The sequence below is a fragment of the Ochrobactrum sp. CGA5 genome, assembly GCF_006345815.1.
Taxonomy (GTDB): Bacteria; Pseudomonadota; Alphaproteobacteria; order Rhizobiales; family Rhizobiaceae; genus Brucella.
Genome location: NZ_VCIG01000009.1, coordinates 194,889 through 216,367, shown reverse-complemented (window position 1 = coordinate 216,367; position 21,479 = coordinate 194,889). Strand labels below are relative to the sequence as shown.

Here is a 21,479-nt window from a genome sequence, read left to right as displayed (position 1 = left end):
AGATCGCGACTTATCACGTATTGTCAAACAGTGTCTAGCGATGTCAGAGATTGTGGGAAACAGGGGATAGTCGCTTAGCGACTATCCTGCCCTTTGCGCGGGCTTCGGCTACATAAGCCGAAAGGGGCTTGTCTGCGCGGAAGTGCCGATCACGTTCGACCAGAAGGCGCATCGGGCCACGCAAGGCGCTGATTTCTGCCAAGCTAGCATAGCCGAGTTCGACATTTCCGAGCCCAAGATCGCACAATCCGAAGAGCGTATCCTCATCTGCAGCGAGTTCGGTGAAAAGCCATGTCGCTTGGGCGTCAGGCGTGAAGAATTTTACGACTGGCCTGTGATCGCGTTCCGCGATTTCGGACAGATTCGCATTGCGACGAAGTGCGGTGCGGATTTCGCGAGTAAGCAACATTTTAAGCCTCCTTGTCGGTCGCGGGACTGCGACCGTTCTGAGGGCCATGAAGGGAGGGATAGGGAGATAGCTGGGTGCCTTTGCACGCTGGCGCTTGCCCATGAGCGTTAGCGACCGCCCGACCTAAAAAGGCAAAAGAACGGTGCAACGGGTCATGTGACCGACGAGAAAGGCCTACATTGCTAAACCGTGTTCCTGCACGTACCTTTCTTGCCACTGCTCAATTTGTTCAGGAGTGGGGTTGTGATCGCGAAGGAAGGCAAACAGCGCATCCGCATAAGCAAGCATTGCTGGATTTTGAGGCTGCATGCTGTCTAGCGTTTCGGACGGAGGCATAAACTCGGCATCGGTTGGGAAAGCACCGCCAAAGAAGCGGTCTACAGCGTCTTGCGAAGGGTTCTTGTCGAGCAAGAAAATAGGGCCTGTGTCGCCTTCGGCCTTCATATGAACAGCAAAACCACGGGTTTTTAGCTCGAACCAATGACGTGGCGGGAAATGCAGAATCGCGCCGATTTCAGGGTCGCAAACAATTCTATCGATGGTCGATTTTATGACCTCGCGCAACCGGATACGCAAATCACGAGCCTTGGCTTGATCTGCTTCGTCCAGTTGCGCGGACAGGCTGGCGGTTTCGATGATTTTTTGCACAAAATCGGGGTCTGCCGACGCTTTTGATTGCGCCGTTTCCGCCGCTTTTAGCTCGGCAGTCAATTCCTTGACCAGCTTAGAAACGGCGCGGTAGCGCTCGGCAAGGTTTTCGTCATCGTTACCGTCCTCGACTAGGGCGACAAGACGCTTTCGCTTCCGCTTTTCATCGTCCAGCCGTGCTTTGAGCGACGAAATATCATGCTCAAGGCGCGGCGCGCTGTTGTCCAGCAATTGAATAGAGCCTGCTTCAATGGTGGCGAAGGTGCGCAACAACTGGTCTTCCAGCATTTCGGCTCGCCAACGCCGCGACATAGAACAATCCAAACCACGCAGATTGTTGGAGCAACAAATATATTTCCCGCCCTTTGGCGGTTTTCCTTTATTGAGAAGGTGCATAGGGCTTCCGCATGAACCGCATACGGCAAGACCTTGCAGAATATGCGCATGCTTGCCTTTACGACCTGCCGAACGCTGTTGCCGCCCTTCGGTCGCGGCTTGCGCCCGCCAAAAAGTCGCCTCGTCAACGATACGAGGGTAATAATCCTTAATCGGATCGCCTACAGGCTTGCGATTGCGAAGCTTGTGAGTGCCTGAATGGGGCTGATATTCGCCAATCACAGCCTTACTTTGTACGACTTTAGCAACGCTGGAAGTATGCCAACCGTCACCGCCGCGCCAAGTTGGCACTTTTTCGGCATTGAGACGGCGCACAATTTCACGGCGTCCGTAGCCGTCGATCACATCTTGAAAGATACGATGCACGATGGCAACGCGTTCGGGCCGAATATGAAACTTGCCGTCTCGCACTTCGAGCCATTCTGGGCAACGTGGAGTGAGAGGTTTTTTTTCGGTGCGGGCTATTTCTTTTTTGTGCTGCCATACAGCAGTCAGGCGCTGGGACTTTACAAGGCTCTCTTCATGTGCGCGAGCCATGATCATAATTGAGAATGCAAGCGGCATCGGGTTACCGCGCAAACCGTCATGTGAATAGACCTGCCCGTCGCTTAGAGTGACAACAATTATTCCAGCGCGAATTAAATCAAAAAGGCGCATAGCCGCATCGGTGGCTGTTTCGCGCGAAATGCGATCAAGAGATTCGACTATAAGGTATGAACCACGCTGGATTTGCTCGTCCTCTACGAGCGTAAGGAAGCGTTTTAAAGCACCTTCGGTGCTGTTTGTGCCTCGAAATGCCGAAACGCCAAGGTCTCGCATCGTGTCATCAAGCTGGAGACCATGCGCAGCGCACCAAGCTTCAGCCGCTGTGATTTGACGGCGCAAACTGTCGCCTTTCGCCTGTTCAGGCGTTGAAAATCTTATGTAAGAATAGGCTTTTACCACAACTAACCCCGTCAAACTGATTCGCGGGGGAATGTAGCACAATCTGCTGCTTGTCGGGCCACCGGGATCAGGCAAATCCATGCTTGCCCAGCGATTGCCCTCTATCCTTCCCCGCCTTTCTCCGCGCGAGTTGCTGGATGTATCGATGATCGCCTCAATTGCGGGTGAGCTTTCAGGTGGAAAATTGTCGGACCGCCGTCCGTTCCGCGCGCCGCATCATTCCGCTTCGATGGCGGCAATGGTCGGCGGCGGGCTGCGTGCGCGTCCCGGTGAGGTATCGCTTGCGCATAACGGGGTGCTGTTTCTGGATGAGTTTCCAGAATTTTCGCCGCAAGTGTTGGATTCGCTGCGCCAGCCGCTCGAAACCGGCGAATGTCTGATTGCACGTGTCAATCATCGCACCAGCTATCCGGCCCGCTTTCAATTAATCGCTGCCATGAATCCATGTCGCTGTGGCATGGCGGGTGAGCCGGGACATGTCTGTGCTCGTGGACCACGTTGCCAGGCAGACTATCAGGCACGTATTTCAGGCCCGCTCCTTGACCGTATCGATTTACGAGTGGATATGCCCGCCGTCTCTGCTTTCGATCTCATCACGCCATCCCGGTCAGAAGCGAGTGAAACCGTTGCGCAACGCGTCGCACGTGCCCGTGCGGTCCAGACCCAGCGTTATTCAGCTCTTGGTTTGGAACCATCCATGACCAATGCCCATTGTTCGGCGAAACTTCTGGAGGAAGTTGCTGAGCCGGATGCGGCAGGTCTCAAGCTTTTGCGCGACGCAAGCGAGCAGATGCGTTTTTCTGCACGCGCCTATCATCGTATTTTGAAGGTTGCCCGCACGTTGGCCGATCTGGATGGAAGCGACAAGGTCGGTCGCATTCATCTGGCTAGCGCCATATCCTATCGCATGGGCGCGGAAAGGCTGGTTTCCGCAGCATAAGCTCTCGTTGGAAGCTGGTCAGCGTGGCGCTATCGGCTTCCAGTGATGAAGGACAGCGTTGTCCTCGCTTGAATAACACCAGTAATGCCCCTGAAACGGCTGGTCATGCTGACGGCCGATCGGAAGTCCGGCAAGAAAGCAGAGAAGCAGCGTACCGGCGCCGCCATGGCCGACGATAGCGATATCGCCAGAGGCGCCAGGCCGCCTCACGGCTTCGAAGCCTTCCACAATGCGCTGCTGTACGTCAACGGCCCGCTCCCACCCGCAAATGCTAGTTTCGGATGCTGAAAAGAACCTGTCGGTGATAATCTCGTGTTCTTCAGCGGGCACGAAGCCGGTAGCGCTTCGGTCGATCTCATTAAAGCGGGTGTCGGTCGACAGGCTTTTTCCCCGAACACCCGCCAGAATTTCAGCCGCTTCAATTGCCTTTGTTTCCGTGCTGGACCAGATCGATGTGATCGATTGCAGTTCTGGCTGGCTGGCAAAGGAACGCATTCGTTTAATCCCATGCTCAGAGAGGCGCCATAGCGGAACAGGTATTGCGGGATCGATCACGACCTCGGGATGCGAGATGAAGTAGATTTTTCCCATGTGCTGTTGCCCGAAATTATATGATTATAACAACAAGACGCGAACCGCGCCCTGTTGTCAGCCCATGAGTCTCATACTCCAAATGTTACAAGGCCATTCTCGTCAATGGCCCAGGCCGGGTTCCAGGCAATTTCCCATGCGTGATCATCAGGATCGGAGACATAGCCGCGAAAACCGCCATGGCCTGGCGCATCAGCGGCGCGAACCAGTTTACCGCCAGCCTCGACGAGTCTGTCCATCAGTGGTGTGACATCTGCCTTCAGTTCCACGTTATGTGCGACAGAAAATGCTCCGGGCTGAAGCAGGCCCTTGCGGTTCATGTCGTTTTCGAGCGAAGTCTTCAGGAAGGTTCCGAGAACGAAACCATTCATCTGATAGAAGATGATTTCTTCATTTTCGAAAACCGGCACCCAGCCGAAACCGTCGCTGTAAAAACGACGTGAGCGCGCAAGATCGGCTATACCAAGTGTAATGACGGAGACTTGTTGTTTCATAACCAAGACCTCTTGTTCTCCCATGCACCATTGCATCGGAGTGGAAGGTCAAGGGACTCGACGCATCTGCCGAAATGAAAGCAATTGCGAAGGCCAGGACCCGCTTTGCAACGGGGATCGGGCTAACCGCACCGACCTCTCCTTTTTAGACTTGGAATGAATAGCACATTCCAAGTCATTTCCAAAACCAATGGAGGCTCTTGATGTCAGCGTACCGAACCGACGAGAAGATTGTCCGGGCCTTCGATGGTGACCCAGCGACCGGTGTCGTTGGCGGCCTGACGCTTCAGATAGGTATAGTCGGTCTCGTTCCAGCGCATGACTTCATCGGTCAGGTTGTCGAGAACGAAATCGCCGCGATCGGTGCGAACGGTGAGGACCGCGTGCCCTTCACCGTCCGGCTTGCGAACGACGGTGATCAGAAGATCGGTGATCGGGATACCGGCCCTCTGCAATTCACGTTGCTTTAATAGGACGTAATCCTCACAGTCGCCAACGGTCGTCGGGTAAGCCCAGTATTCCTCGACGCCATAGATTTCCATGTCGGTCATCGGCTTGATACGTTCATTGACCGAAAGATTGATCTCGACGATGCGCTGCCAGTTTGAATGGTTGAGCTGGAGTGCTCGGGTATCGCGACTGATAATTCCACATTCCTTGGTTTCGCGCTTGCAGAACTCATAATGTCCGATCGGCTGCGAGGTCAGCTTGCCGGTCTGCATGAAATCAGCGGATGCAGCTTCTGCACCAAAGCTTGCCAGCAGCAGCGAGGCGGCGAAACCGGCGACTGCCAAAATCTTTGTGGTCGAGCGAACAACGCAAAACATACTCAACGCCCTTTGGCTTTCGCCATTTACTCATTTATTAACGAAACGTTAATGTCTGAAATACTCTGGAGTCAATTCGGTTGGCGCCGGGATCGCCCGACTTCTTAATTAATGGTTAATGCGTGTATTTTTGTGCGGTGCAATTATTGATTGAGTTTTCCGGCTCTGCGAACAGAGCGAGTACCGGAAATCACTCATAATTTTGCCACGGTCCGGGCGCTTGTCTTTTGCCGCGAATAAGCCAATTGTTGGTGTTCGACTGGATCGTAATGATCCCTTTGCAAAGGCCAAAACATGACAGGCGCAACAACGCGCAAGGCCACGGCAGACGACGTAGACGCGCTCCTGCGCATCGAAGAGCGTTGTTTCGAAACAGACCGAATTTCCCGCCGTTCATTTCGCGTTCTAATTGCGCGCCCGACCGCAGAAACCATTGTCGCAACAGTGGACGGGCTGGTTGTCGGCTATGCGATGATCCTGTTTCGTCATGGCACTGCGCTTGCGCGACTTTACTCTATAGCCGTCGATCCGGAGGCCAAGGTCAAGGGTGTAGGCTCTCTCCTGTTGCAGGCGGCGGAAACAGCCGCTTACGATCACGATCGTCCGTTGCTGCGGTTAGAAGTGCGCGAGGATAATGAACGAGCGATTGCGCTCTACAAGCGGTACGGTTACCGTCCCATCGGACGCTATCTCGACTACTATGCTGACCATTCGGATGCTCTGCGTTTTGAGAAGACGGTCCGCGGTGATGTTTCGCCGGTCACAGCCTTTCCCTATTATGAACAGACGACCGATTTTACCTGCGGTGCGGCCTGCCTGATGATGGTACTTGCCCGGCACAATCGGGAGACACGGCTTGATCCGGTCTTGGAAGTCCGCCTTTGGCGCGATGCGACGACGATCTATATGATGTCAGGGCCGGGCGGATGTGAGCCTTTCGGGCTTGCAGTCGCTGCACATGAGCGCGGTCTCAAAGCTTCGATCATTGTTTCTATCGAGGACATGCTCTTTCTGCAGTCGGTGCGTTCGGAAGAAAAACGCAAGGTCATGCAACTGGCGCAGACCGATTTTCGCCAGCGCACAGAAGCTTATGACATTCCGGTGGACTATAGAGGTTTCACACTGCATGACATTCTGGTTGCCTTGCGGCGTGGGGCAGCCGTGATCGTGTTGGTCAGTGGCTATCATATGTTCGGCAAAAAAGTGCCGCATTGGGTGCTCGCTCATGGTGAAGATGGGCGCCACATTTTCATTCACGATCCCTGGGTGGAGGAAGAGCTCGGCGAAACCATTGCCGATGCTGCAAATGTCCCGGTTCCCTTTCATATTTTCGACCGCATCGCACGCTTCGGCAGTGATGGGCTCAGGGCTGCCGTTATTCTGGAAAAAAGGACGGACTGATGACGATCTGCGTCATTCTCGTAGGGCGCCTCTCGGATATCGATAACGGAGCGACGCCGCACAAGGTCATGACCACGCGCGATTATCTCGCGCATCCCGCGCTCTTCAACGGACAGCTGCGACCCCGCATCATCAATCTGTCGCGCTCCTACGCTTATCAGAGCCGCGGCTATTACGCTTCGCTTCTAGCTGAAGCGCGCGGGCATCGCATCATCCCTTCCGTAGAAACGATGATCGACCTGTCGGAACGACGGCTTTATGAAAATGCCATTCCCGAACTGGAGGACATGCTGAACAAGGCGCTTGGCAAGCATCCCGAAAAAGCGCCGGAAACGATCCACGTGCATTTCGGTCTTGCCGACAGTCCCGAGTTTGAACGCTTCGGACGGCTGCTGTTCGATTGGTTTCGCGCGCCGTCACTGGAAGTGACAGTAAAGCCCGGTGAATGGGCTCGAATCCAGAAGATCGGTTTCGCGAATATCACGAAGTTTACCAAGGCGCAAAAGGAGCGCTTTGAGAACGCGCTTGATCGCTATACCCAGCGTGAGTGGCGCGCCGCGCGCCCAAAAGTTCCCGCGCGCTATTCCTTTGCAACTCTGTGCGATCCGAAGGAGGCTATGCCGCCGTCTACCGTCTCGACGCTAAAGCATTGGGCAAGGATTGCGGCCCGGCTCGGAGTGGAAGTTGAACCGATCGGCAAGCGCGATCTGCCGCGCCTTGCCAATTTCGACGCACTTTTCATCCGCGAAACGACATCGATCTCCAATCACACCTACCGTTTCGCCCGACGGGCGCAGCAGGAAAACATGCCAGTGATTGATGACCCGATTTCCATGATACGTTGTACCAACAAGGTTTATCTGCACGAATTGATGCAGGCAAACGACGTGGCGGTTCCGCCGACGGTGATGATCGCGGGCGAGGAGGATCTGGAGCGTGCTGCCGATATGCTCGGCTTTCCGATGGTGATCAAGATACCGGATTCGTCATTCTCGCGGGGCGTAAAGAAGGTGAAGGACTTTGCCGGATTGAAAGCACTCGCTACACTATGGCTGGAGGATAGCGATCTCTTGCTGGCGCAAAAATACATGCCGACAAAGTTCGACTGGCGCGTTGGGGTTCTCGACGGAAAGCCGCTTTTCATTTGCCAGTACATGATGGCGAAGAACCACTGGCAGATCGTTCAACACGATACGGGCGGCAAGCCTCTGGAAGGCGGGTTTCGTTCCTATGCGCTGGGTGACGCGCCACCACGAGTTCTTGAAACCGGCTTGCGTGCGGCACGCTGTATTGGAGACGGACTTTATGGCGTCGATCTGAAAGAAACGGACGATGGCGTGGTGGTGATCGAAGTCAACGACAATCCCAATCTTGAACACGGGATCGAGGATGCCGCCGAAAAGGACGACGTCTGGATCAAGCTGACCCGGTGGTTCACTGACCGGCTGGATCGGAGATAGGCATGTTCCTGAAAAATGAGAACTGGTGTTGGGGCAAGACATGTCGAAGGCAACTCGATGGAGCATTTCCCGAGACTGCGTTTGAACTGGAAATGCCCTATATGTAGCAGCCGGATGAAACCTTGCCGAAATCAAAGGGGCGTAAAACAGACCTTGGTGTGTCCTGCGCTGACAAAGCCGAGACGGCTTGCCGCACCCTTCGACAGGTCAAGAACGCGTCCTTTGATGAACGGGCCGCGATCATTGATGCGCACGACGAGCGACTTGCCATTTCTCTGATTGGTCACCTTGACCTTGCTGCCAAGCGGTAGTGTACGGTGCGCTGCGGTCAGACCGGCTGGGTTCATCCGTTCACCAGAAGCCGTGCGAGAAGTGAGGGCGTACCAGGAGGCGCCGCCGCATTGCTGTGCTGAAGCCTCGATTGCGGTGGCCGCGAGAACACCGGTTACCGCAACGGCAAGCATAGCCATACGGGTCTTGAAAGTCATGCCAGATCCAATAGTTGTTAACGGGGTGCCTTGCAGTTGTCACTGAAAAGACAACCGCGAATTGGAATTCAAATGTGGCGCTGACGTGGTTCGAATGAGAACATTGTGCGATAATTGAATCTATATCGCGCCGGGAAAATCATCCTATACTGAACGTTGTTTACTTAGAGACATAAAAATAACCAAGGAATATTAGGAAATATTGGGTTCTATTTCTTTAAAGATTCTTACGATTCGTTAAGATTACGCTGCGGAAATTTAATGTGCCTTGTGTTCGCGTGTTGATAGCAAGCAAAACTGCTTGCCCGATAGCCAAGCGGAAAAGCCCTGATTACAATTTTTATTTGTAGGGAAAGTTTTCAGCTTCGGTGGCAAAGTTGAAGAAATAAGGCATTTCGGGGGCGAAATTGCAATTTATGACTGTGTTTCATAATTCCTCACCGGTCGCAAAAAGTTATCCACAGGCTGAAACGCAACGGTATGACGTTTCTTTGACTGCTGGGACCCTGCACGAAAGCTCTGGAATCCTGCTATAAGCATCCAGATCAGACGATGGATAGCCATGCAGGACCACCCCGAAAGAGACCGAACCGAGACCGCATCGCCAGCAACTTCGGTGAGCAAGCGGATACTCTATCTTTGCCTCGGCTTCATGATGCTGGGGCTTGGTATTATTGGCGCTTTCCTGCCTGTCATGCCGACTACGATCTTCATCATTCTTGCTGCGTGGTTCTTTGCACGATCGTCACCGGAGCTTGAAGCGCGTCTGCTTGCCGATCAGCGTTTCGGTCCACTGGTCATAAAATGGCGCGAGCGTGGAGCTATCCCGCCGCGGGCGAAACTTTACGCCTGTCTCGGCATGACGGTCGGCTATGGTCTGTTCTGGTGGGGCGCGCAACCCGGCTGGCTGCTGGCAACGGCAGTAACGATCTTCATGCTCGGTTCTGCCGCTTACGTGCTTTCGCGTCCGAGCGAATAACGGCTTCAACCACGCAGGGGTTCACTATAAGAGTGGCCGAAACCACTATGGGAGCCGCCAATGTCCTTGCCTGCTGTTAATCCTCTGATAGAGCGCCTTTCTGCGCCGCCCATTCCAGCGGTTCAAGCCTGGGCGCGGGACTATGACGGATCGCGTGGTGCTCTGATTGATTTGTCGCAGGCAGTCCCCGGCTATCCACCGCATCCCGATATGCTGCGCTTTCTCGGCGAGGCAGCGGGGTCGGTCGCTTCCGCCGGCTACGGGCCGATTGAGGGTGAAAAAGTCTTGCGTGGGGCCTATTCGGCCCATGTCGGTCAGCTCTATCGGACACAGATCAATGCTTCCAATGTCCACATCACATCCGGCTGCAATCAGGCCTTTATCGCTGCTATCCTCTGTGTGGCGCAAAGCGGCGATACGGTGTTGACCACCGATCCGTTCTATTTCAATCACCGTACGTCGCTGGAAATGCTCGGCATCGCTTCGGGTTCCGTGCCCTGTTATGCCCAGAATGGTTTTATCCCCAGCATTGAAGACGTTCGGGCTGCACTTCGTCCAAGTATTGCGGCGCTGGCGCTTGTTTCCCCGAACAACCCCACCGGAGCGGTCTATCCGGCGAAGTTATTGTCGGAGATCTATGCTCTGTGCCGCGACAACGGGACATGGCTCATTCTGGACGAGACCTATCGCGATTTTCTGGCCGACGCTAACGAACCGCCGCACCGGCTGTTCGAAGAGGCGGACTGGCCATCGCATCTGATCCAGCTTTACAGCTTTTCAAAGTCGTTCTGCATTCCGGGGCACCGGCTTGGTGCAATTATAGCGGGCCAGACGATGGTCGAGAGCGTCGCAAAAGTTATGGACAATCTGCAGATATGCGCAAGTCGTGCGCCGCAGATCGCTGTCGCGCGCGCGCTCGAACCTCTGAGCGGCTGGCGTGACAATAATCGCGGCGAGATTGCAGGACGCGCCTCTGCATTGCGGTCGATCATGGCCAATGTTGAAGGCTGGCATGTGGAGGCAGTTGGGGCCTATTTCGCTTTTGTCCGTCATCCTTGTCCACAGGTCTCATCCGTGGAAGTTGCCGAACGTCTTGCGAAGTCGCTCGGCATCGTCACCTTGCCGGGTCGGTTTTTCGGTGAGGGACAGGATGCGTTCCTGCGCTTTGCCTTCGCCAATGTCGATGTTTCCGGCATTGAAGCTCTTGGTGCACGTTTACCGTATTTCTAGAGGTTGAAAATCTTTGCCGGTTCAAGGGACGGCAGAACACCACAAAGTCACTGGCAAGCGGCTCTGATACAAACCTGTAACAATAGTGTCATATGAATGTAATATAGAGCGCGTAGAGGGCTAACGACGCCACATCGTCATATGTCTTTTACAACAGGAGCCGCAGCTCATGAACAAGATGATTTCCTCGACCGCAGCACTTGCCATCGCTGCCGTTATGTCGGTTTCCGCCGCCCAGGCGCGCGATCAGATTCAGGTTGCCGGTTCTTCGACCGTCCTGCCTTATGCAAAAATCGTCGCCGAAACGTTCGGTGAAACCTTCCCGAACTTCAAGACGCCGGTTGTTGAATCGGGCGGCTCGGGCGCAGGTATCAAGGAATTCTGCAAGGGTGTCGGTGAAAATACCATCGATATCGCCAATTCATCACGCGCCATGAAGGACTCTGAACTGAAATCGTGCATCGAGGCTGGCGTCAAGGACGTTCAGGAAGTGCGTTTCGGCTATGACGGCATCGTTTTTGCAACCGACGCGAAGGGCCCGGATTGGAAGCTGAAGCCGGAAGATGTCTATAAGGCTCTTGCAGCCAAGCTCGTTGTCGACGGCAAGCTGGTCGACAATCCGAATACCAAGTGGAACCAGGTTAACCCGAACCTGCCGGATTGGGACATTGCGGCCTATATTCCGGGTGAAAAGCACGGTACCCGCGAAGTGTTTGAAGAAAAGGTTCTTGCCGACGGCTGCAAGCACTCCGGCGCTCTCGATGAAATCAAGAAGACCGGTCTTGACGACAAGGCTGCCGCTTCAGCCTGTATTGCAGTTCGCAAGGACGGCAAGGCTGTTGACATCGACGGCGATTATGCTGAAACGCTGGCTCGCATCGACTCTAACAAGACCGGCGTCGGCGTCTTCGGCCTCTACTTCTTCGAAAACAACGCCGACAAGTTGAAGGTTGCCACCGTCAACGACATCACCCCTTCGGCTGCTACCGTCGCTTCGGGCGAGTATCCGGTGTCGCGCCCACTATTCTTCTACGTGAAGAAAGCGCACCTCGGCGTTATCCCCGGACTGAAGGAATATGTTGAATTCTTCCTCAACGATCAGATGATCGGTCCTGACGGTCCGCTCGCCGAATACGGCCTGGTTCCGGCTCCAGATGCCGAACGTGAAGCACAGCGCGCTGCCTTCTCTGAAGGTAAGACGTTGGCTGCAAAGTAGGTTTGATCTACGGAACGCGGGGATGACAAATCTCCGCGTTCCTTCTCCTTTTTGCGCCTTTGCCGTAAGGCAGGCGTCTCCGCGCGGAACGGCATAGGTGGAAGCTGCACCTTAAAACCGGTCCGCATTCATTAGGGCAACCGGGGAAATTGAATGTCCTTCTTTCTGGTTCTCGTCAGTATCGTTGCAATCGGGCTGATCGGATTCTTCATAGGCCGCCAGCGTGCTGTTGCATTGGACAAGGCGCAGTCCGCTTCCGCTAAAGCCTCGCCGACCGGGAAAATGCATTCCCGTCCGCATTATCATGGCTGGTGGGTTTTCCTCGTCTCCGCCTTGCCTGCAGTTCTGTTTCTCGCTGTATGGGCCGTTGGAACATCGGTCTATCTCGATCATAGCGCGGCCGCTCGCTTGCCGAACACCGTTGAGGGCGCTTCCTTTACCAATCGCAGCTTGCAGCTTGGTATGGTGCGTGGGCTGGCTAACGGGCTTGACCGGCTGACGCCTGCTGAACTGGAGAGCTTCCCGGCGAACTATCAGGATGCTCGCGCGATGCTTGCATCCAAGGGTGTCGCGCTCGCGACCGAAGGCCAGGATTATATGGTGCCGATCGCGCTCTACCTGAAAAAGGCAACGGCGCTGACCCATACAGTCGGTTCCGCTGTTTCTTTGGTGATCGCCATCGCAGGTCTGATCTTCGGCCTTTCCACGATCAGCCGCCGCATGCGCGCGCGCAACAATGTCGAGCGGATCGTTCTCTGGGGGTTGATCGCTGCATCCGGTATCGCCATTCTGACGACGGTCGGTATCATCTGTTCGATGCTGTTCCAGACCATCAGCTTCTTCCAATCCGTTTCGCCGTGGGATTTCTTCTTTGGCACTGTATGGGATCCGCGTTTCGCCGCAGCCGGTTCGGGTGGTGAGACAGGCCAATTCGGTCTCATCCCGCTCTTAGCCGGTACACTTTATATCGCGCTTGTAGCCATGCTGTTCGCCGTTCCTGTTGGGCTGTTCTCGGCCATCTATATGGCAGAATATGCTTCGCCCCGCGTACGTACTGTCATAAAGCCAGTCCTCGAGCTTCTCGCCGGTATTCCCAGCATCGTCTACGGCTTCTTCGCCCTTGTGACCGTCGGACCTTTCCTGCGCGATCTTTCGATTGCCATTGCAGGTGGTCAGGGTTTCATCATGGCACAGAGCGTTCTGACCGCTGGGCTTGTCATGGGCGTGATGCTGATACCCTTCGTGTCCTCTCTCTCCGATGACATCATCACTGCTGTACCCCGGACCTTGCGCGACGGTTCGCTAGGTCTCGGCGCGACCCGTTCCGAAACTATCAAACGTGTGGTCCTTCCGGCTGCTCTTCCGGGCATCGTCGGCGCGCTTTTGATGACCGCATCCCGCGCTATCGGCGAAACCATGATCGTGGTTCTGGCGGCAGGTGTTGCTGCACGTATCAATATCAATCCATTCGAGGCGATGACCACCATAACGGTGAAGATCGTCAACCAGCTCACGGGTGACCTTGAATTCAACTCGCCGCAAACGCTGGTAGCTTTTGCACTCGGCATCACGCTTTTCGTCCTGACGCTGATCATGAACATCTTTGCGCTGCACATCGTGCGCAAATACCGGGAGCAGTACGAATAATGACCGATACGACCTTTAACACCGGCGGCAGAACGGCTCAGCCGACACGCCGCGATATCGGATTGAAACGCCGCTACGCTGCCGAACGCCGCTTCCGCTACTACGGTATTGCTGCGATTGCCATCGGTGTATTTTTTCTGTGCGCTCTCCTCTTCTCGGTTTTCTCCAAGGGTTACACCGCCTTCTGGCAGACGACGCTTTATCTGCCGGTCAAGCTTGAAGAAAAGGTGATCGATCCTGGAAACAAGCGTGCGACCGATCCGAATGTACTGATCACGGCCAACTATCCGTTGCTGATACGCAATGCGCTGGCTGAAAAGCTGGGTGTCGCCACGACAGACCGTCCAGCGATGCGCGATCTTGGGCGCTTCTATTCGGATGGCGTGCGTATTCAGCTGCGCGAGATGGTGATGGACAATCCATCGCTTATCGGTACGACGCAGACTGTTCCGGTTCTGGCAGGCGCCGACATCGATTCCGCCTTTAAGGGGCAGATTGACCTTTCCGTGCCGGAGGCGAGCCGCAAGGTTTCGGACCGTCAGGTTGGCTGGATGAAGACGCTTTCGGAAGAGGGCGTCATGAAAGAGGCGTTTAATGCCGGTCTCTTCACCTTCGGTGCCTCCAGCCGCCCGGAAACATCCGGTCTCGGTGTTGCGCTGGTAGGCTCTCTTTACATGATGCTGATCGTTCTCGGTCTGTCGCTGCCTATCGGCGTTGCCGCTTCGATCTATCTGGAAGAGTTTGCCAAGAAGAACCGGTTCACCGACATGATTGAGGTGAATATCAACAATCTGGCGGCTGTGCCGTCCATCGTGTTCGGTCTTCTCGGGCTTGCCGTCTTCATCAATTTTTTCGGTCTGCCGCGCTCAGCTTCTCTGGTCGGTGGTCTGGTGCTGACGCTGATGACACTTCCCACCATCATTATTGCGACGCGCGCCGCCCTTCGCGCTGTGCCGCCTTCCATCCGCGCCGCCGCTCTTGGTCTTGGCGCTTCAAAGACGCAGATGGTGTTTCACCATGTCCTGCCGCTTGCCGCACCCGGCATCCTGACCGGCACGATCATCGGTCTCGCCCATGCACTTGGTGAAACCGCCCCTCTTCTTCTGATCGGCATGGTGGCCTTTGTTGCAGATGTGCCATCGACCCCGATGGACCCGGCGACCGCTTTGCCAGTGCAGATCTATATGTGGGCCAATGAAGCAGAACGTGCCTTTGTGGAACGCACGTCAGGCGCTATCATTGTCCTGCTTCTGTTCCTTGCCGTAATGAACATTGCAGCAATCATTTTGCGCCGCCGTTTCGAGCGCCGCTGGTAAACGGGAGTCGAAAGCTATGAATTTGATGACTGAACGATCTCTCGAGAAAGCCGTAGGAGAAAAAATGAACGCCAACGCCAATTCCATAAAGATGCGCGGCGACAAGGTCTGCGTATTTTATGGCGAGAAGCAGGCGCTGTTTGACGTCGATCTGGATATCCAGGAAAAGATGGTCACGGCGCTGATTGGTCCTTCAGGTTGCGGCAAGTCCACCTTCCTGCGTTCGCTCAATCGCATGAATGACACGATCGAAGGCTGCAAGGTTGGAGGCAAGATTACGCTCGACAATGAGGACATCTACGATCCAAAGATTGATGTCGTCGAGCTGCGCGCCCGCGTTGGCATGGTGTTCCAGAAACCGAATCCGTTTCCGAAGTCGATCTATGAAAATGTCGCCTACGGTCCGCGCATTCACGGTCTCGCCCGCACCAAGGCTGATCTTGAAGAAATCGTCGTGACAAGCCTCCAAAAGGCAAGCTTGTTCGAGGAGGTGAAGGACCGCCTGCATGATGCGGGTACCGGCCTCTCCGGTGGCCAGCAGCAGCGCCTTTGTATCGCGCGCGCAATTGCGGTGAGCCCGGAAGTCATCCTCATGGACGAACCATGTTCGGCGCTTGACCCGATTGCAACCGCAAAGGTTGAAGAACTCATCGACGAACTGCGCCAGAATTATACGATCGTAATTGTTACGCACTCCATGCAACAGGCCGCGCGCGTTTCGCAGCGTACCGCCATGTTCCATCTTGGCAATCTGGTTGAGGTGGGGGACACGGAAACAATGTTCACCGCGCCCACCGAAAAGCGCACGCAGGACTATATCACTGGACGCTTCGGCTGATCTGGTACTGCTCTCAACTGATAGACAGTGCGGCTTCCCTGCAATTTATATTACGAGGTCTACTATGCCGTCTCAACATACCGTTCGCTCCTACGATGAGGAATTGAAGTTTCTCTCCCATAAGATCGCCGAAATGGGCGGGCATGCAGAACGTATGGTCGAGCAGTCGGTCGCCGCTATTGTCAATGCGGACAATGCGCTTGCACAGCGTGTCATCTCTGACGATCTCATCCTTGACGCCAGCGAGCGTGAGATCGACGACAAGGCGGTGATGATTATCGCCAAGCGTCAACCCATGGCTGTGGACCTGCGTGAGATCATCGGCTCGATCCGCATTTCCGCTGATCTGGAGCGCGTCGGTGATCTGGGCAAGAATATCGCCAAGCGCGTTGCCGCCGTTTCGGAATCACGCCAGCCGGTAAAGCTTTATCGCGGACTCGAAACACTGGCCGAACTGGCGCTGACCCAGCTCAAAGACGTTCTCGATGCCTATGCGTCACGCTCGGTGCAGCAGATCAATGTCGTTCGCGACCGCGACGATGAGATTGACGCCATGTACACGTCGCTTTTCCGCGAACTCCTGACTTACATGATGGAAGATCCACGCAATATTTCTGCCTGCACGCATCTTTTGTTCTGCGCGAAGAACATCGAGCGTATCGGTGATCATGCGACCAATATTGCGGAGACCGTCTATTATATCGTGACTGGCCTGCAAATGCCGGCCGAACGACCGAAGGAAGACCTGAGCCACGGTATTGTCGTGGATGAGGCACGTAAACCCTGAACTACTGCCAGCCGGACCTTGGTCCGGCGGTGAGAATGAATGAATGGCGCGGCGGCACGCGGTCGATTGGGGGATTGTATCCACTGCCCGCCCACTTTGGATAGGGAAATACTGGATGTCACAGGCACCCAAAATCGCTGTGGTAGAAGACGAAGAGGCGCTGAGCGTGCTGCTTCGCTATAATCTTGAGGCAGAAGGCTATCAGGTCGACACGATGCTGCGCGGTGACGAGGCCGAAATCGTCCTGCGTGAGAATGTGCCAGATCTACTGATTCTGGATTGGATGCTTCCGGGCGTGTCGGGCATTGAGCTGTGCCGCCGCCTGCGTCAGTGGCCGGAAACGGAACGCCTGCCTATCATCATGCTGACGGCGCGTGGCGAGGAAAGCGAACGTGTTCGAGGCTTGAGTGTGGGTGCGGACGACTATGTCGTGAAGCCTTTTTCGACGCCTGAACTTCTGGCGCGTGTCAAGGCAATGCTGCGCCGGTCCAATCCAAGCATTCTTTCGCACGTACTGAAGGTGGGTGATCTTGTGCTCGATCGCCAGCAGCATCGTGTCTATCGCAAGGAAAAGGAAGTTCGTCTTGGGCCGACAGAGTTTCGCCTGCTCGAATACTTCATGATGTCGCCCGGTCGTGTTTTTTCGCGCAGCCAGCTTCTGGATGGTGTTTGGGGACCGGACATTTATGTCGACGACCGCACGGTGGACGTCCATGTCGGCAGGCTGCGCAAGGCGATCAATGTCGGCCGAGCTCTCGATCCGATCCGTACCGTTCGGGGTGCGGGTTATTCTTTCGGGTAACCAACGCCGTTATCTGCGACTTCAAAATCGAACTTGTCCGACCCGCTACGGTTTCCTTGGCGGGTCGTTTTTTGTTTAAGGTCGAACTTTGAGATTGGGGTGCGGGCTCACCTGATTCGCGTTACAACAAGCTGGAACGGGCATCCCGAGCGCAATCTCACACGATGTTACAAACTTGTTGCCAAAGTTGACGATGGCGGGGGAACTTGCCTCGAAGCAGAATTTCCGAAGTTCATTGGAAGCACAAACGAAAGCGCATGTAAAAATCGGCAAGGAAAAACGAATTAAGGCGCGAATATGGCGTGTATTGTAAGGCTTTGAATCTCATTAAATCAATATCTTACCTGAATCGCCAATTCCCGTTAATAAATTAGTAATATATTCAAAAGGCTTATAGGCATATCTGCACTATCGATTCGAATTTTCTTTCGGGCGTTTTAGTAGTCACCAGCATTGTTGGGATTTGACCATTCGCCTTTTTTTGGCCTAAAAATTCCAAAATCTTGAATTTGATTGAGTGACAGTAGGGCGTTTGATTTTGATCTTCGTCCTCTTTGACTTGCACCGCAGTCAGACGTTCGCACGCATTGTTTCGGATGCGTTCGCCTGAACGAATGACTGGATCAGTTAAGGGTCCTAACATGAGACTGAGCCATTGACGCGCACCGCGAAGTGGAAATTGCCCGTTCTTATCGGGCTGTTGATTACGCCTTTCGTGGTAACCGGTTGCACGACGACCGGAACCTCTGGAAAAGCCAATTCGGAAAAGACGGCGGTAAGCCACGTCAAGACCGTGAATGGCGTGAAGACTTTCACCTACACCGCACGGGACAGGAATTGTCTTGAACGTGCGATGTTCTTCGAATCCAATCGCTCGAGTTCCGATGGTCTTGTCGCTGTCGGGACTGTCGTCATGAACCGTCTCGCATCGGGCCGCTATCCGGATACGATTTGCGGTGTCGTTGGTCAGAAGAACCAGTTCGCGCCCGGCGTTCTCACCCGCAAGATGGACTCCAAAGCGCTGCCTGATGTTCAGGCTGCGGCCGATGCGGTCCTGAAGGGGGAGCGTCATCCAAAGCTCAAGAACGCCATGTTCTTCCACACGGCGGGTTTGAGGTTCCCTTACAGAAACATGCATTATGTGCTCGTAGCTGGTGGTAATTCCTTCTACGAGAAGCGAAATCGTGATGGCTCGTTGCAGAATCCGGTTCCTCAAGAACCATATAACTTAGCGCTCGCCTATTCGCCGCAATCGCCTTCGGTACCGCAGGATGCCTCCTATGACGTGACCTTGCCCCAAACCGGTCCGGTTCCGGGAACGGAGCCGACCGTTCAGGTTGCGCTCGCAGAAGCTGCAAAAGCTCAGAACGTAGAACAGAATGTTGGTGTCGGTCCGCAGGCGCGCGGCGATCGGTTGGCGCGCCATCGTGGCGTTCCCGCTCCTCAACAGGAGCAGCACATGCAGGTTGCATCGTACCAGCCGCAATTCGATACGACTGCACCGCAGCCGACATCGCTCGGCTATGCTCCGGCGAGCCAGAAGCAGGTTGACGCCATTGGCGCGCTTCTCCTGTCTCAGGATCGTCCCGAAGCGCCACTATAAAAACGTTATTGCAATCCGATAATCTGCAACACCGGTCTGGTTCAACCCGACCGGTGTTTTTGCTTTCAAGGCTGATTGTGATCGTGTTCCAGCAGAGGTCTTAACGGTAGATCGGGCGATAGATAACCATGGGAGTGTCGTAGAAATCGACCTGATTCTGCCAGGCACGCCTGTCCGCCCTGCGATCAAGGTCAAGCCGCATAAGACAGTTGGCAAAAGCGTCGGTCTTGGCCCTGAACCCATAACTACGGCAGGTCTGTTCGTCAGCTGCGCGCCGTTGTTCCGGTGTCATGGTCACGCAGCCCGCCAGAAGACCGGTAACACCCAGTAAGATAAGAACTTTCTTATTCATTGCTGTCTGCTTTCTTCTTCACTGACCGCAGGTTTACTATAATGCAAAGGCAGGAAAAAAGGTGGTGAAATTATGCCGTCTGATAAACTGTCGGTGATTCCATATCCAAAGAGGTCTTCCACCCATGGCTCATGAACAGCAGAACCCAGTCATAGACCCGCTCAAACTCGAACGTCTCGCGGAAGTCGCGGTTCGCGTTGGTTTGCAATTGCGCGAGGGGCAAGATCTTGTCATCACCGCGCCGGTTGTCGCACTGCCGCTGGTTCGTCTCATCGCCAAACATGCCTACAAGGCTGGAGCTGGGCTGGTAACGCCATTTTTCGCGGATGACGAAATGGCACTTGCCCGTTACGAGAACGCATCCGATGCAAGCTTCGACCGCGCGGCAAACTGGCTTTATGAAGGCATGGCAAAGGCATACTCGGAAGGCGCCGCCCGTCTGGCTATCGCAGCCGATAATCCAATGCTTCTTTCCAGTCAGGACCCAGCCAAGGTTTCACGCGCCAACCGGGCCAATTCAAAGGCCTATCAGCCCGCACTTGAAAAGATCGCCGGTTTCGACATCAACTGGAACATAGTCTCTTATCCCAATCCTGCCTGGGCGAAGCTTATGTTTCCGAACGAACCGGAGGGTATCGCTACACGCAAGCTGGCTGATGCCATCTTCGCGGCTTCACGCGTCGATGTGGATGATCCGCTCGGTGCATGGGCGGCACATAATGCGGCGCTTCGCAGCCGCACCCGCTTCCTGAACGGCAAGGCATATCGTGCTTTGCATTTCAAAGGCCCGAACACCGATCTGACGGTCGGGCTTGCCGATGGCCATGAATGGCATGGCGGCGCTTCCACCGCGAAAAACGGTATTACCTGTAATCCGAATATTCCAACCGAAGAAGTATTCACCACACCTCATGCTCTGCATGTCGAAGGCTATGTGACCAGTACAAAGCCTCTGTCGCATCAGGGCACGTTGATTGAGGATATCGCGGTTCGCTTCGAGGGTGGTCGAATTGTCGAGGCGAAGGCAAGCCGCGGTGAAGAAGTGCTCAACAAAGTGTTGGATACGGATGAGGGGGCGCGTCATCTGGGTGAAGTGGCGCTGGTGCCGCATTCTTCGCCGATCTCACAAAGCGGGCTTTTATTCTACAACACCCTTTTTGACGAGAATGCTGCAAGCCACATAGCGCTCGGCCAATGCTATTCCAAGTGCTTTATTGACGGCGCAAAACTGACGCCGGAACAGATCAAGGCGCAGGGGGGAAATTCGAGCCTTATCCATATCGACTGGATGATCGGCTCCGGCCAGATCGACGTCGATGGCATCAACGCGGATGGAACCCGCGAGCCGGTGATGCGCAAGGGCGAATGGGCTAACTGAATCGGGAACTAGAAAAGGCCGGGAAACTCCCGGCCTTTTCATTGACCTGTGGGGTCAGTTCTTTTCCTGAACATGGGCCTCAAGGAACCATAATGCCTTGTCAAGGCTGCGGGATGCGGCGGTAAGAATATCCGCCGTATCGTCATCACCTGCATCATCTGCATCCTTGATAGACTTGCGCACAAGATTGGCGACGTCGCCATAACGCTCGATCAGTGCAAGCAGATGATCGTGAACGGCATAGATGTCAGTCGGATAAGGCTTGAGTTTGCTTTCTTTAGCCACGACCTGCGTGGTTCCATAGGCCGTCCCGCCGATCTGTACGGCGCGCTCGGCAATCGTGTCGACATGTTCGTCAAGATCGTCGCGGAAACCATCAAGCATTTCATGAACAGCGATGAATTGCGGCCCCTTCAGGTTCCAGTGCGCCTGTTTGGTGATGAGGGCAAGATCGATTGTCGCGGCGAGGTTTTCATTCAGCAGCGCGATCATTGTCGTTTTCGTATTGGAAGGAAGATCGTTGCGGGTTGCATGCATCGACTTCTTGGCCATTTTATCCTCATATCCTGTTGTCCGATCCGGCATGGAGCGACTGGGGAGCGCCGCTCGTCTTTACGGGTAGCTATTCCAAACGCAAACGAACCTGCCAGATCCTTATGAGGTTCGATTGCCGGATGGGCCTTTGTCGTCATCAGGACGGCATAAAACTTTCCCGCACCTGGTGACGAAATG

The 21,479-nt window shown here is 54.7% G+C and carries 20 protein-coding genes and 1 pseudogene; 13 read left to right on the top strand and 8 right to left on the bottom strand.

What is annotated here, in order from left to right; translation table 11 throughout:
* Nucleotides 1–43 precede the first annotated feature (43 nt).
* Both FJQ48_RS10645 and FJQ48_RS10640 read right to left on the bottom strand, forming a co-directional pair.
* A complete protein-coding gene (locus tag FJQ48_RS10645; protein WP_139975092.1) occupies nucleotides 44–409 on the bottom strand; it encodes a DUF2958 domain-containing protein in 366 nt (121 codons plus the stop codon).
* A gap of 174 nt (nucleotides 410–583) precedes the next feature.
* A complete protein-coding gene (locus FJQ48_RS10640) occupies nucleotides 584–2,413 on the bottom strand; it encodes a recombinase family protein (RefSeq protein WP_180350174.1) in 1,830 nt (609 codons plus the stop codon).
* 22 nt (nucleotides 2,414–2,435) lie between these two features.
* Between FJQ48_RS10640 and FJQ48_RS10635 the strand changes: the two are divergent.
* A pseudogene (locus tag FJQ48_RS10635) lies at nucleotides 2,436–3,338 on the top strand (ATP-binding protein); the annotation flags it as partial.
* Between the two features lie 18 nt (nucleotides 3,339–3,356).
* On the opposite strand, the gene FJQ48_RS10630 reads toward FJQ48_RS10635, so the two are convergent.
* The 3 genes from FJQ48_RS10630 to FJQ48_RS10620 form a co-directional block, all read right to left on the bottom strand.
* Nucleotides 3,357–3,929, bottom strand: a complete 573-nt coding sequence (locus tag FJQ48_RS10630; RefSeq protein ID WP_139975090.1) for a histidine phosphatase family protein — start codon at nucleotides 3,927–3,929, stop codon at nucleotides 3,357–3,359.
* 71 nt (nucleotides 3,930–4,000) lie between these two features.
* Nucleotides 4,001–4,423, bottom strand: a complete 423-nt coding sequence (locus FJQ48_RS10625; protein WP_139975089.1) for a VOC family protein — start codon at nucleotides 4,421–4,423, stop codon at nucleotides 4,001–4,003.
* Nucleotides 4,424–4,629: 206 nt separating this feature from the next.
* A complete protein-coding gene (locus FJQ48_RS10620) occupies nucleotides 4,630–5,250 on the bottom strand; it encodes a transglutaminase-like cysteine peptidase (RefSeq protein WP_139975088.1) in 621 nt (206 codons plus the stop codon).
* Between the two features lie 294 nt (nucleotides 5,251–5,544).
* Here FJQ48_RS10620 and FJQ48_RS10615 point away from each other — a divergent pair, with 294 nt between their 5' ends.
* Nucleotides 5,545–6,651: a GNAT family N-acetyltransferase/peptidase C39 family protein gene (locus FJQ48_RS10615; RefSeq protein WP_139975087.1), complete on the top strand. Its 1,107-nt coding sequence runs from the start codon at nucleotides 5,545–5,547 to the stop codon at nucleotides 6,649–6,651.
* Nucleotides 6,651–8,111: a RimK family protein gene (locus FJQ48_RS10610; protein ID WP_139975086.1), complete on the top strand. Its 1,461-nt coding sequence runs from the start codon at nucleotides 6,651–6,653 to the stop codon at nucleotides 8,109–8,111. The genes FJQ48_RS10615 and FJQ48_RS10610 overlap by 1 nt, the downstream gene beginning before the upstream one ends.
* 131 nt (nucleotides 8,112–8,242) lie before the next feature.
* Here the strand turns inward: FJQ48_RS10610 and FJQ48_RS10605 are convergent, their stop codons facing one another.
* Nucleotides 8,243–8,599 (bottom strand): septal ring lytic transglycosylase RlpA family protein, encoded by a 357-nt coding sequence (locus tag FJQ48_RS10605; RefSeq protein ID WP_139975085.1) that lies wholly within the window; start codon nucleotides 8,597–8,599, stop codon nucleotides 8,243–8,245.
* Nucleotides 8,600–9,161: 562 nt separating this feature from the next.
* Between FJQ48_RS10605 and FJQ48_RS10600 the strand changes: the two genes are divergently transcribed.
* The 9 genes from FJQ48_RS10600 to FJQ48_RS10560 all read left to right on the top strand — a co-directional run bounded on the left by FJQ48_RS10600 (nucleotide 9,162) and on the right by FJQ48_RS10560 (nucleotide 19,017).
* On the top strand, nucleotides 9,162–9,578 hold the full coding sequence (locus FJQ48_RS10600) for a YbaN family protein (RefSeq protein WP_139975084.1): 417 nt from the start codon (nucleotides 9,162–9,164) through the stop codon (nucleotides 9,576–9,578).
* A 66-nt stretch (nucleotides 9,579–9,644) separates the two neighbouring features.
* Entirely contained in the window at nucleotides 9,645–10,808 is a 1,164-nt protein-coding gene (locus tag FJQ48_RS10595) for an aminotransferase (RefSeq protein ID WP_180350176.1), read from the top strand.
* 169 nt (nucleotides 10,809–10,977) lie between these two features.
* Nucleotides 10,978–12,024 carry a substrate-binding domain-containing protein gene (locus FJQ48_RS10590; RefSeq protein WP_139975082.1) on the top strand — a complete coding sequence of 349 codons (1,047 nt, stop codon included), beginning with the start codon at nucleotides 10,978–10,980 and terminating at the stop codon, nucleotides 12,022–12,024.
* 153 nt (nucleotides 12,025–12,177) lie between these two features.
* A complete protein-coding gene (gene pstC / locus FJQ48_RS10585) occupies nucleotides 12,178–13,671 on the top strand; it encodes a phosphate ABC transporter permease subunit PstC (RefSeq protein WP_139975081.1) in 1,494 nt (497 codons plus the stop codon).
* Nucleotides 13,671–14,987, top strand: coding sequence for a phosphate ABC transporter permease PstA (gene pstA / locus FJQ48_RS10580; RefSeq protein ID WP_139975080.1), 1,317 nt, complete (start codon nucleotides 13,671–13,673; stop codon nucleotides 14,985–14,987). The genes pstC and pstA overlap by 1 nt, the downstream gene beginning before the upstream one ends.
* Before the next feature lie 64 nt (nucleotides 14,988–15,051).
* Nucleotides 15,052–15,825: a phosphate ABC transporter ATP-binding protein PstB gene (pstB, locus tag FJQ48_RS10575; RefSeq protein WP_235969060.1), complete on the top strand. Its 774-nt coding sequence runs from the start codon at nucleotides 15,052–15,054 to the stop codon at nucleotides 15,823–15,825.
* A gap of 64 nt (nucleotides 15,826–15,889) precedes the next feature.
* Nucleotides 15,890–16,612, top strand: coding sequence for a phosphate signaling complex protein PhoU (gene phoU / locus FJQ48_RS10570; protein WP_010657755.1), 723 nt, complete (start codon nucleotides 15,890–15,892; stop codon nucleotides 16,610–16,612).
* 115 nt (nucleotides 16,613–16,727) lie between these two features.
* Nucleotides 16,728–17,414, top strand: a complete 687-nt coding sequence (gene phoB / locus FJQ48_RS10565; protein WP_139975079.1) for a phosphate regulon transcriptional regulator PhoB — start codon at nucleotides 16,728–16,730, stop codon at nucleotides 17,412–17,414.
* Between the two features lie 655 nt (nucleotides 17,415–18,069).
* Entirely contained in the window at nucleotides 18,070–19,017 is a 948-nt protein-coding gene (locus FJQ48_RS10560) for a cell wall hydrolase (protein WP_139975078.1), read from the top strand.
* Between the two features lie 100 nt (nucleotides 19,018–19,117).
* Here the strand turns inward: FJQ48_RS10560 and FJQ48_RS10555 are convergent, their stop codons facing one another.
* Nucleotides 19,118–19,369 carry a hypothetical protein gene (locus FJQ48_RS10555; RefSeq protein ID WP_139975077.1) on the bottom strand — a complete coding sequence of 84 codons (252 nt, stop codon included), beginning with the start codon at nucleotides 19,367–19,369 and terminating at the stop codon, nucleotides 19,118–19,120.
* Nucleotides 19,370–19,493: 124 nt separating this feature from the next.
* Here FJQ48_RS10555 and FJQ48_RS10550 point away from each other — a divergent pair, with 124 nt between their 5' ends.
* Nucleotides 19,494–20,747 carry an aminopeptidase gene (locus FJQ48_RS10550; RefSeq protein ID WP_139975076.1) on the top strand — a complete coding sequence of 418 codons (1,254 nt, stop codon included), beginning with the start codon at nucleotides 19,494–19,496 and terminating at the stop codon, nucleotides 20,745–20,747.
* 54 nt (nucleotides 20,748–20,801) lie between these two features.
* On the opposite strand, the gene dps is transcribed toward FJQ48_RS10550, so the two are convergent.
* Complete coding sequence (gene dps / locus FJQ48_RS10545; RefSeq protein ID WP_139975075.1) at nucleotides 20,802–21,299, bottom strand: DNA starvation/stationary phase protection protein Dps; 498 nt, start codon at nucleotides 21,297–21,299, stop codon at nucleotides 20,802–20,804.
* Between the last annotated feature and the right edge of the window lie 180 nt (nucleotides 21,300–21,479).

What these genes read in the sequence shown, in the direction of transcription:
- FJQ48_RS10605 (WP_139975085.1), bottom strand. Translation starts at nt 8,599, where the DNA reads ATGACTTTCAAGACCCGTATGGCTATGCTTGCCGTTGCGGTAACCGGT.
- FJQ48_RS10555 (WP_139975077.1), bottom strand. Translation starts at nt 19,369, where the DNA reads ATGAATAAGAAAGTTCTTATCTTACTGGGTGTTACCGGTCTTCTGGCG.
- dps (WP_139975075.1), bottom strand. Translation starts at nt 21,299, where the DNA reads ATGGCCAAGAAGTCGATGCATGCAACCCGCAACGATCTTCCTTCCAAT.
- FJQ48_RS10615 (WP_139975087.1), top strand. Translation starts at nt 5,545, where the DNA reads ATGACAGGCGCAACAACGCGCAAGGCCACGGCAGACGACGTAGACGCG.
- FJQ48_RS10610 (WP_139975086.1), top strand. Translation starts at nt 6,651, where the DNA reads ATGACGATCTGCGTCATTCTCGTAGGGCGCCTCTCGGATATCGATAAC.
- FJQ48_RS10620 (WP_139975088.1), bottom strand. Translation starts at nt 5,250, where the DNA reads ATGTTTTGCGTTGTTCGCTCGACCACAAAGATTTTGGCAGTCGCCGGT.
- phoB (WP_139975079.1), top strand. Translation starts at nt 16,728, where the DNA reads ATGTCACAGGCACCCAAAATCGCTGTGGTAGAAGACGAAGAGGCGCTG.
- FJQ48_RS10600 (WP_139975084.1), top strand. Translation starts at nt 9,162, where the DNA reads ATGCAGGACCACCCCGAAAGAGACCGAACCGAGACCGCATCGCCAGCA.
- FJQ48_RS10590 (WP_139975082.1), top strand. Translation starts at nt 10,978, where the DNA reads ATGAACAAGATGATTTCCTCGACCGCAGCACTTGCCATCGCTGCCGTT.
- pstC (WP_139975081.1), top strand. Translation starts at nt 12,178, where the DNA reads ATGTCCTTCTTTCTGGTTCTCGTCAGTATCGTTGCAATCGGGCTGATC.
- FJQ48_RS10630 (WP_139975090.1), bottom strand. Translation starts at nt 3,929, where the DNA reads ATGGGAAAAATCTACTTCATCTCGCATCCCGAGGTCGTGATCGATCCC.
- FJQ48_RS10550 (WP_139975076.1), top strand. Translation starts at nt 19,494, where the DNA reads ATGGCTCATGAACAGCAGAACCCAGTCATAGACCCGCTCAAACTCGAA.
- pstB (WP_235969060.1), top strand. Translation starts at nt 15,052, where the DNA reads ATGAACGCCAACGCCAATTCCATAAAGATGCGCGGCGACAAGGTCTGC.
- phoU (WP_010657755.1), top strand. Translation starts at nt 15,890, where the DNA reads ATGCCGTCTCAACATACCGTTCGCTCCTACGATGAGGAATTGAAGTTT.
- pstA (WP_139975080.1), top strand. Translation starts at nt 13,671, where the DNA reads ATGACCGATACGACCTTTAACACCGGCGGCAGAACGGCTCAGCCGACA.
- FJQ48_RS10645 (WP_139975092.1), bottom strand. Translation starts at nt 409, where the DNA reads ATGTTGCTTACTCGCGAAATCCGCACCGCACTTCGTCGCAATGCGAAT.
- FJQ48_RS10625 (WP_139975089.1), bottom strand. Translation starts at nt 4,423, where the DNA reads ATGAAACAACAAGTCTCCGTCATTACACTTGGTATAGCCGATCTTGCG.